Raw genomic sequence first — 8,611 nt, forward strand, 5'->3', positions numbered from 1 at the left:
GGGGGCGCAGGCGGCCGATATCGGGATCCTGGATATGATACATAAATCCAATGTGATACAGATTTGAGTTTGACAATGAATTTTTTGTATTAAATAATCCTTGTATGACATGACGGCACTGCGCAGCGTTTGCCTTGCGTTTTCGCAAACCGTCTCAAGGAGACAAGACATGTACGCTCAACTCGTCGAAACCGGCGTCAAGCAGGTCAAGACCGCGGACCAGCTTGAGGGCCTGGAACAGACGTTCCAACGGCGCATCGACGACGGCGTCCGCATCGAGGCCAAGGACTGGATGCCCGAGGCCTACCGCAAGACGCTGGTGCGCCAGATCTCGCAGCACGCGCACTCCGAAATCGTTGGCATGCTGCCCGAAGGCAACTGGATCACCCGCGCGCCGTCGCTCAAGCGCAAAGCCATCCTGCTGGCCAAGGTGCAGGACGAAGCGGGCCACGGCCTCTACCTGTACAGCGCGGCCGAAACTCTGGGCGTGTCGCGCGACGACCTGATCGACGACCTGCACGCCGGGCGCGCCAAGTACTCCAGCATCTTCAACTACCCGACGCTCAGCTGGGCCGACATCGGCATGATCGGCTGGCTGGTCGACGGCTCCGCCATCATCAACCAGATCCCGCTGTGCCGTTGCTCCTATGGTCCGTATGCGCGGGCCATGGTGCGCGTCTGTAAGGAAGAGTCCTTCCATCAGCGCCAGGGCTATGACCTGCTCATGCAGATGTGCCTGCACGGCACGCCCGAGCAGAAGGCCATGGTCCAGGACTCGCTGAACCGCTGGTGGTGGCCGGCTCTGATGATGTTCGGCCCGTCCGACGCGGATTCGCCCAACAGCGCCCAGTCCATGGCCTGGAAGATCAAGCTCTTCTCCAACGACGAGCTGCGCCAGAAGATGGTGGACCAGACCGTGCCCCAAGCCGAATACCTGGGCCTGACCGTCCCCGACCCCGACCTGAAGTGGAACGCCGAACGCGGCCACTACGATTTCGGCGAAATCGACTGGAGCGAGTTCTACGCCGTGCTCAAGGGCAACGGCCCCTGCAACCGCGAGCGTCTGGCGGCGCGCGTCAAGGCGCACGAGGATGGCGCCTGGGTGCGCGATGCGCTGGTCGCCTACGCCGACAAACAGTCGGCGCGCAAGGCGGCTTAAGGGGAAGGCCCACCCCCGAAGCGCTGCGCGCTCCCCCCTCAAGGGGGCGCCGCAGCGGACCGGCGGAGCCGGATCCGCGCGGCTGCGCTGGCGGCGTCAGCGCTTCCCGCTGGAAGACTCCACGAGCAACTTCTTATCCATTATTCATCGCAGACCGGACGGCGCCTTGCGCACCCGGCATTAGAGGAAATCCATCATGAGCAAAGACTGGCCTCTGTGGGAAGTCTTCATTCGCAGCCAGCACGGCCTGGCGCATAAGCACGTGGGCAGCCTGCATGCCTCGGACGCCGAAATGGCGATCAACCACGCGCGCGACGTCTATACCCGTCGCAACGAGGGCCTGAGCATCTGGGTGGTGCGCGCGTCCGACATTTCGGCCAGCAGCCCTGGCGACAAGGATCCGCTGTTCGAGCCGGCCAACAGCAAGGTCTACCGGCATCCGACCTTCTTCCCGATGCCCGAAGAAATCAAGCACATGTAAGGCAGGCGGGGGAGACATGGACAAAGCACTTTTTGAATACCTGCTGCGCCTGGGCGACTCGTCGCTCATCCTGTCGCAGCGGCTGGGGGCCTGGACGGGCCACGGCCCCATCCTGGAAGAAGACCTGGCGCTGACCAACACCGCGCTCGACCTGCTGGGCCAGGCCCGCATGTGGCTGACCCTGGCCGGCGAGGTCGAAGGCGCCGGCCGCGACGAAGACGCGCTGGCCTACCTGCGCGACACTCACGAGTTCCGCAACGCGCTGCTGGTCGAACGCGACAACGGCAACTACGCCGACACGATGGCGCGGCAGTTCCTCTTCGACGTCTGGCACTACTTCCTGCTGCAACGCCTGGAAAAGTCGACCGACGAACGCGTTGCGGCCATTGCCGCCAAATCCATCAAGGAAGTCACCTATCACGTGCGCCGTTCGTCGGACATGGTGGTGCGCCTGGGCGACGGCACGGCCGAAAGCCACGCCAAGATGCAGGCCGCCATCGACGACGCCTGGCGCTTCACGGGCGAACTGTTTGCTGATGACGCCATCGACCTGGAACTGGCCTCGCGCGGAATCGGCTGTGAACTGTCGTCGCTGCGCCAGTCCTGGCTGGCGCATGTGCGTGAAGTGTTGGAAGAGGCCACGATTACCGTGCCCGACGAGGCCGCCGCCAACCACCTTGCCCACCGGGGCGGCCGCCAGGGCAGGCACACCGAGGCGCTGGGCTATGTGCTGGCCGAAATGCAGCATCTGCCCCGCGCCTATCCGGGAGCCGTGTGGTGAACGCGCTCGCGCCCATTTCCGCCGACCAGGTCTATGCCTGGCTGCAGGAGGTTCCCGATCCGGAGATCCCCGTGCTGTCCGTGGTGGACCTGGGCGTGGTGCGGGACGTGTCGTGGGACGGTGACACCTGCGTGGTGGTCATTACGCCGACGTATTCGGGCTGCCCGGCCATGCGCGAAATCACGCAGGACATCCGGCAGACGCTTGAACGCCATGGCGTGGGCGAGGTCCGGGTCGAAACCCGCCTGGCGCCCGCCTGGACCACCGACTGGATGAGCGAAAAAGGGCGCGAGGCGCTGAAGGGCTACGGCATCGCCGCGCCCGCCGAGCGCGCCATCGACATCTCCGGCATCAGCCGGCGCACCGCTGGCCCCGCCATCGCGTGCCCGCGCTGCGGCTCGCGCGACACGCGCCTGGTCAGCAATTTCGGGTCCACATCGTGCAAGGCGCTCTATCGCTGCGTGTCCTGCCACGAGCCCTTCGATTATTTCAAGACTCACTAAAGCGTGGTTTCGAGATGAGCCAGAACCAATTCCATTCATTGAAGGTGGCTTCCGTGGCGCGCAATACGCGCGACGCCGTTGTCGTGACCTTCGACCTGCCCGAGGCGCTGACGGAAGAATTCGCCTTCCTGCCCGGCCAGTACCTGACGCTGCGCACCCAACTCAACGGCGAAGAGCTGCGCCGTTCGTATTCCATCTGTTCCGCGCCGCACGACAAGCTGCTGCGCGTGGCCATCAAGAAGGTGGACGAAGGCGCGTTCTCGAGTTGGGCCAACCATGAATTGCAGCCGGGCCAGACGCTGGAAGTCATGGCGCCGGCGGGCAACTTCACGGTGGATTTCTCGCCCGAGAACCAGCGCCACTACGTGGCGTTCGCGGTGGGCAGCGGCATCACCCCCGTGTTTTCCCTGGTCAAGACGGCGCTGTCGACCGAGCCGCGCAGCAAGTTCACGCTTTTCTTCGGCAATCGCGCCTCGTCGGCGGTGCTGTTCCGCGAGGAAATCGAAGATCTGAAGAACCTCTACATGGACCGCTTTTCGCTGGTCTACGTGATGAGCCGCGAAACCCAGGACATCGAACTGTTCAACGGCCGCCTGGACGGGGACAAAGTCGACCAGCTCATGTCGGCCTGGATGAGTCCGGAGGATATCGATTACGCTTTTGTCTGTGGTCCGCAGACCATGACGGAAAGCGTGGTTGAACACTTGCAGGCCCGCGGCATCCCGAAGGCGAACATCAAGTTCGAGCTCTTCGGTGCGCCGAAGGGCCCGCGCGCATTGCGCACCGGCCAGGACGCCCGCCAGGCGCCCGGCAAGGGCCAATGCGAAGTGACCGTGGTGCAGGACGGACATAGCCGCATGTTCGTCATCGACAAGAACAAAGAAAGCGTGCTGGACTCGGCGCTGGCGCAAGGGATCGAACTGCCATATTCGTGCAAGGGCGGGGTGTGTTCCACCTGCCGCTGCAAGGTGATCGAGGGCGAAGTGGACATGGACGCCAACTTCGCCCTGGAAGACTACGAAGTGGCGCGCGGTTTCATTCTCAGCTGCCAGAGCTTCCCGGTCAGCGACCGCCTGGTCATCGACTTCGACCAGGAAACCTGAGCCGGCCGGCGCAGGCAAGAATTCAAATCTTATTGGAGAGACGAGCGTGTCCCAGAAATTTTTCGAACGTCACCAGCCCCTGCTGGAACAAGCCCAGGCTGCCGCCGCACTGCGCGGTTACTGGAGCCCGTTTGCCGAATCGCCCAGCCCGCGCAACTATGGCGAAACCGCCAACGACGATGGCCGCGCCGCTTTCGAAGCGCTGAAGGGCAAGCCTTTCCCGCTGAACCTGCATGACGCCGACGGCACGGTAGGCGGCGAAAAGTCGCCCTACGGCTTCGACCTGGGCATCACGTATCCGCGTGTGCCGGCCGACAAGCTCATCGCAGCCTCCAAGCGCGCTCTGGAAGACTGGCGTCGCGCCGGGCCCCGCGCCTGGGTTGGCGTGTCGCTGGAGATCCTGTCGCGCCTGAACAAGCTCAGCTTTGAAATTGCGTACGCCGTCCAGCACACAACCGGCCAGGGCTTCATGATGGCCTTCCAGGCCGGCGGTCCGCATGCGCAGGATCGCGGCTTCGAGGCGGTCACCTACGCCTGGCAGGAAATGTCCCGCATCCCCGGCGTGTCCGTCTGGGAAAAGCCGCAGGGCAAGAACGACCCCATCCGCATGGAAAAGCAGTTCACGATCGTGCCGCGCGGCGTTGCGCTGGTGATCGGATGCTCCACCTTCCCGACGTGGAACGGCTATCCGGGCTTGTTTGCCAGCCTGGCGACCGGCAACACCGTCATCGTCAAGCCCCATCCGGGCGCGATCCTGCCCTTGGCCATCACCGTGAAGGTGGCGCGCGAAGTGCTGCAGGAAGCAGGGTTCGACCCCGACGTCGTGCAACTCGCCGCGCACGAAGCCGGCGACGACACCGCGCAGAAACTGGCGCTGGATCCGGCCGTCAAGATCGTCGACTTCACGGGAAGCACCGCCAATGGCGACTGGCTCGAGAACAACGCCCGCCAGGCCCAGGTCTACACCGAGAAGGCCGGCGTCAACCAGGTCATCATCGATTCGACGTCCGACCTGAAGGGCGTGGCGCGTAACCTGGCGTTCTCGCTGGCTTTGTATTCCGGCCAGATGTGCACCGCGCCGCAGAACATCTATGTGCCGCGCGACGGCATCAACACGCCGGAAGGCCGTGTCAGCTTCGACGACGTGGCCGCTGCGCTGGGCGTGGCGCTGGAAAAGGTCGGCGCTGATGCCGCCAAGGCCGTCGAACTGACGGGCGCCATCCAGAACGAAGGCATCGTCGAGCGCATCGAAAAGGCGCGCGCGCTGGGCCTGCCCGTGGTGGCCGACAGCAAGACGCTGACGCACCCGCAATTTGAAAACGCCCGCGTCCGCACGCCGCTGCTGCTGCGCACCGAGGCCGGCAACCCGGCGCTCACGCAGGAATGGTTCGGCCCCATCGCGTTTGTGGTGGCCACCGATTCCACCGACCACAGCATCAAGCTGGCGCGCGACAGCGTCATCGAGCATGGCGCCCTGTCCCTGTCCGCCTACACCACGGACGACCGCGTGGCCGAGCGGGTCCAGGATGCGGCGGAAGTGTCGGGCGTGTCGCTCTCGCTCAACCTGACCGGCCCGGTGTTCGTGAACCAGACGGCGGCTTTCAGCGATTTCCACGGCACGGGCGCGAACCCGGCGGCCAATGCGGCGCTGTCCGACACGGCATTCGTCTCGAACCGCTTCCGCGTGGTGCAAACCCGCCGTCACATCTAAGCCGGACGATCGCAAATGAGCTATCAGGATATCCAATTCGACCTGTCCGGCGGCATCGCGCGTCTGACGCTGAACCGACCGGACAAGCTGAACAGCTTCACGGCCAACATGCACGCGGAAGTGGCCGACGCGCTGACCCGCATTGAAACCGAAGGCGCTCGCGTGCTGATCCTGACCGGAGCAGGCCGCGGCTTTTGCGCCGGGCAGGACCTGAGCGAGCGCAAGCCCGCCGCGGACGGCACGCCGCCTGATCTGGGCGAGACCGTGGACAAGTTCTACGCGCCGCTGGTGCGCCGCCTGAACGCGTTGCCCATGCCGGTTGTCGTGGGCGTGAACGGCGTGGCGGCGGGGGCGGGGGCCAACCTGGCCTTCGCCGGCGATATCGTCATCGCCAAGGCTTCGGCAAACTTCATCCAGTCGTTCTGCCGGCTGGGTCTGATTCCGGATACCGGCGGCACATTTGCGCTGCCGCGCCTGGTGGGACGTGCCCGGGCGATGGGGCTGGCGCTGCTGGGCGACAAGCTCAGCGCAAAGCAGGCCGAAGACTGGGGCCTTATCTGGCAATGCGTGGCGGACGAAGAGTTCGATGCCACGCTGGAGCGCCTGGCCAAGCATTTTGCTGCGGCGCCCACCAAGGGCCTGGCTTTCACCAAGCGCGCCTTGCAGGCCAGCCTGGGCAACGACCTGTCCACGCAGCTTGACCTGGAACGCGACATGATGCGCGAGCTGGGCCGCAGCGCCGATTACGCCGAAGGCGTCGCTGCCTTCCTGGGCAAGCGTGAACCGCAGTTCAAGGGGCAATGATGACCGTGCACGTTCCTCCCGTTGAAGCGCCGGCCGACCCGCAGGAGCTGGCGCAGGCCGTCGGCTCGGTCATGTATGCCGGCGATGCGGCCACGCAAGGCTTGAACATGAAGGTCGAGGAAATGGCGCCCGGCTATGCGCGGCTGACCATGCGCGTGCGGCCCGACATGCTGAACGGCCACAAGACTTGCCACGGCGGCTTCATCTTCGCCCTGGCCGACAGCGCTTTCGCGTTCTCCTGCAATTCCCGCAATGTCAGCACCGTCGCGTCGGGCTGCACGATCGACTACCTGGCGCCCGGCTTCGAAGGCGATCTGTTGACCGCCGTGGCCCAGGAGCGTTCGCTGGCCGGCCGCACGGGTGTCTACGATGTCACCGTAACCAACCAGGACGGCCGCAACGTGGCCCTGGTCCGGGGCCGTTCCTACCGTATCAAGGGCCAGATTGTCGGAGTGCCGACGGACGCCTGACCGCAAAGCCCACCTAAAGAGAGAAAGCCACCGGCCGGGCCGTGCAGACCACGCGGCCCGGCCGGGGCGTAGAGAAATTCAGGAGAGACATCATCATGCCCAACACCATGAGCAAGCCGGGACTGGATCCCATCGAGCATGCCAGCCAGGACGAGCTGCGGGCCTTGCAGCTTGAGCGTTTGAAGTGGACGCTCAAGCATGCCTACGAAAACGTGCCGCACTACAAGAAGGCGTTCGACGAGGTCGGCGTGCATCCGGACGACCTGAAACAGTTGTCCGATATTTCGAAGTTCCCGTTCACCACCAAGAAAGAGCTGCGCGAAAACTATCCGTTCGGGATGTTCGCGGTGCCGCGCGAGCGCATTTCGCGCATTCACGCGTCCAGCGGCACGACCGGCAAGCCGACCGTGGTGGGCTACACCAAGGGCGACCTGGACAACTGGGCCAACCTGGTGGCGCGTTCCATACGCGCGGCGGGCGGCAAGCCCGGCGATACGGTGCACGTGGCCTACGGCTATGGTCTGTTCACGGGCGGCCTGGGCGCGCATTACGGCGCGGAACGTCTGGGCTGCACGGTCATTCCGATGTCGGGCGGACAGACGGAAAAGCAGGTGCAGTTGATCAGCGATTTCCGTCCGGACATCATCATGGTCACGCCGTCCTATTTCTGCAATATCCTCGAAGAGCAGCGCCGCCAGGGCATAGACCCGCGCCAGAGTTCGCTGCGTATCGGGATCTTCGGCGCCGAGCCCTGGACGGGCCAGATGCGCGCGGATATCGAAACGGAAGCCGGCATCGACGCCGTCGACATCTATGGCCTGTCCGAAGTGATGGGTCCGGGGGTGGCGAGCGAGTGCGTCGAAACCAAGGATGGCCCCGTGGTGTGGGAAGACCACTTCTACGCCGAGATCATCAACCCGGACACCGGCGAGCCTGTCGCCGACGGTGAACCCGGCGAGCTGGTGTTCACGTCGCTGACCAAGGAAGCGATGCCCATCGTGCGCTACCGCACGCGGGACCTGACCCGCCTGTTGCCGCCCACCGCGCGCAGCATGCGCCGCATCGGCAAGATCACGGGCCGCAGCGACGACATGCTGATCGTGCGCGGCGTCAATATGTTCCCCACGCAGGTGGAAGAACTGGTCCTGAAGATTGCTCAGCTTGCGCCCCATTACCAGCTCGTGCTCTCGCGCTCGGGCAACATGGACGAACTTGAAATCCTGACCGAGGTGCGCGCCGAATTCTCGGGCCTGTCGGATGCCGAGCGCGCCAACCTGGGCAAGCAACTGCAACACGCCGTCAAGACACACATCGGCGTCAGCGCCCGCATCCAGGTCTCGGACGCCGGCCAGGTCGAACGCACGCTGACCGGCAAGGCGCGCCGCGTGATCGACAAACGGCCCAGGTAAGAAGGCAAGGAGAAGGCCCGACGCTACGCGCGCTTGCAGCCTCGAAGACGGGGCTGCCCCGCCTTCGGGCGGTTCCGCGCAGCGCTTGCCGGGCACGTCAAAAAAGGCAGCCGATGGCTGCCTTTTTTATTTCGAGTGACCCGTCCTGATTTTGGTTGACATCTTTTTGAGAGAAAAAAGGAGAGTCAAT

The 8,611-nt window shown here is 64.5% G+C and carries 9 protein-coding genes; all 9 read left to right on the forward strand.

Going from position 1 to position 8,611, the window contains the following annotated elements:
* Positions 1 to 169 precede the first annotated feature (169 nt).
* Positions 170 to 1,159: a 1,2-phenylacetyl-CoA epoxidase subunit PaaA gene (gene paaA / locus RT614_RS12795; RefSeq protein ID WP_191576623.1), complete on the forward strand. Its 990-nt coding sequence runs from the start codon at positions 170 to 172 to the stop codon at positions 1,157 to 1,159.
* 196 nt (positions 1,160 to 1,355) lie between these two features.
* Positions 1,356 to 1,640 carry a 1,2-phenylacetyl-CoA epoxidase subunit PaaB gene (paaB, locus tag RT614_RS12800; protein ID WP_013392438.1) on the forward strand — a complete coding sequence of 95 codons (285 nt, stop codon included), beginning with the start codon at positions 1,356 to 1,358 and terminating at the stop codon, positions 1,638 to 1,640.
* A gap of 16 nt (positions 1,641 to 1,656) precedes the next feature.
* Complete coding sequence (paaC, locus tag RT614_RS12805) at positions 1,657 to 2,421, forward strand: 1,2-phenylacetyl-CoA epoxidase subunit PaaC (protein WP_313622463.1); 765 nt, start codon at positions 1,657 to 1,659, stop codon at positions 2,419 to 2,421.
* Positions 2,418 to 2,924 carry a 1,2-phenylacetyl-CoA epoxidase subunit PaaD gene (gene paaD / locus RT614_RS12810; RefSeq protein WP_313622464.1) on the forward strand — a complete coding sequence of 169 codons (507 nt, stop codon included), beginning with the start codon at positions 2,418 to 2,420 and terminating at the stop codon, positions 2,922 to 2,924. Before paaC ends, paaD begins: the two co-directional genes overlap by 4 nt.
* Before the next feature lie 14 nt (positions 2,925 to 2,938).
* Positions 2,939 to 4,027: a 1,2-phenylacetyl-CoA epoxidase subunit PaaE gene (gene paaE / locus RT614_RS12815; RefSeq protein WP_313622465.1), complete on the forward strand. Its 1,089-nt coding sequence runs from the start codon at positions 2,939 to 2,941 to the stop codon at positions 4,025 to 4,027.
* A 46-nt stretch (positions 4,028 to 4,073) separates the two neighbouring features.
* Complete coding sequence (paaN, locus tag RT614_RS12820) at positions 4,074 to 5,738, forward strand: phenylacetic acid degradation protein PaaN (protein WP_313622466.1); 1,665 nt, start codon at positions 4,074 to 4,076, stop codon at positions 5,736 to 5,738.
* A 15-nt stretch (positions 5,739 to 5,753) separates the two neighbouring features.
* Positions 5,754 to 6,542 carry a 2-(1,2-epoxy-1,2-dihydrophenyl)acetyl-CoA isomerase PaaG gene (gene paaG, locus RT614_RS12825; protein ID WP_313622467.1) on the forward strand — a complete coding sequence of 263 codons (789 nt, stop codon included), beginning with the start codon at positions 5,754 to 5,756 and terminating at the stop codon, positions 6,540 to 6,542.
* Complete coding sequence (paaI, locus tag RT614_RS12830) at positions 6,542 to 7,012, forward strand: hydroxyphenylacetyl-CoA thioesterase PaaI (RefSeq protein ID WP_313622485.1); 471 nt, start codon at positions 6,542 to 6,544, stop codon at positions 7,010 to 7,012. The genes paaG and paaI overlap by 1 nt, the downstream gene beginning before the upstream one ends.
* Before the next feature lie 95 nt (positions 7,013 to 7,107).
* Positions 7,108 to 8,421 (forward strand): phenylacetate--CoA ligase PaaK, encoded by a 1,314-nt coding sequence (gene paaK, locus RT614_RS12835; protein WP_313622468.1) that lies wholly within the window; start codon positions 7,108 to 7,110, stop codon positions 8,419 to 8,421.
* The last annotated feature ends 190 nt before the right edge of the window (positions 8,422 to 8,611 follow it).

This window comes from Achromobacter sp., assembly GCF_032102605.1.
In the GTDB taxonomy this organism is placed as follows: Bacteria; Pseudomonadota; Gammaproteobacteria; order Burkholderiales; family Burkholderiaceae_B; genus Achromobacter.

Coding starts and splice junctions, on each gene's coding strand:
- paaA (WP_191576623.1), top strand. CDS start 170: ATGTACGCTCAACTCGTCGAAACCGGCGTCAAGCAGGTCAAGACCGCG.
- paaK (WP_313622468.1), top strand. CDS start 7,108: ATGCCCAACACCATGAGCAAGCCGGGACTGGATCCCATCGAGCATGCC.
- paaB (WP_013392438.1), top strand. CDS start 1,356: ATGAGCAAAGACTGGCCTCTGTGGGAAGTCTTCATTCGCAGCCAGCAC.
- paaG (WP_313622467.1), top strand. CDS start 5,754: ATGAGCTATCAGGATATCCAATTCGACCTGTCCGGCGGCATCGCGCGT.
- paaE (WP_313622465.1), top strand. CDS start 2,939: ATGAGCCAGAACCAATTCCATTCATTGAAGGTGGCTTCCGTGGCGCGC.
- paaC (WP_313622463.1), top strand. CDS start 1,657: ATGGACAAAGCACTTTTTGAATACCTGCTGCGCCTGGGCGACTCGTCG.
- paaI (WP_313622485.1), top strand. CDS start 6,542: ATGACCGTGCACGTTCCTCCCGTTGAAGCGCCGGCCGACCCGCAGGAG.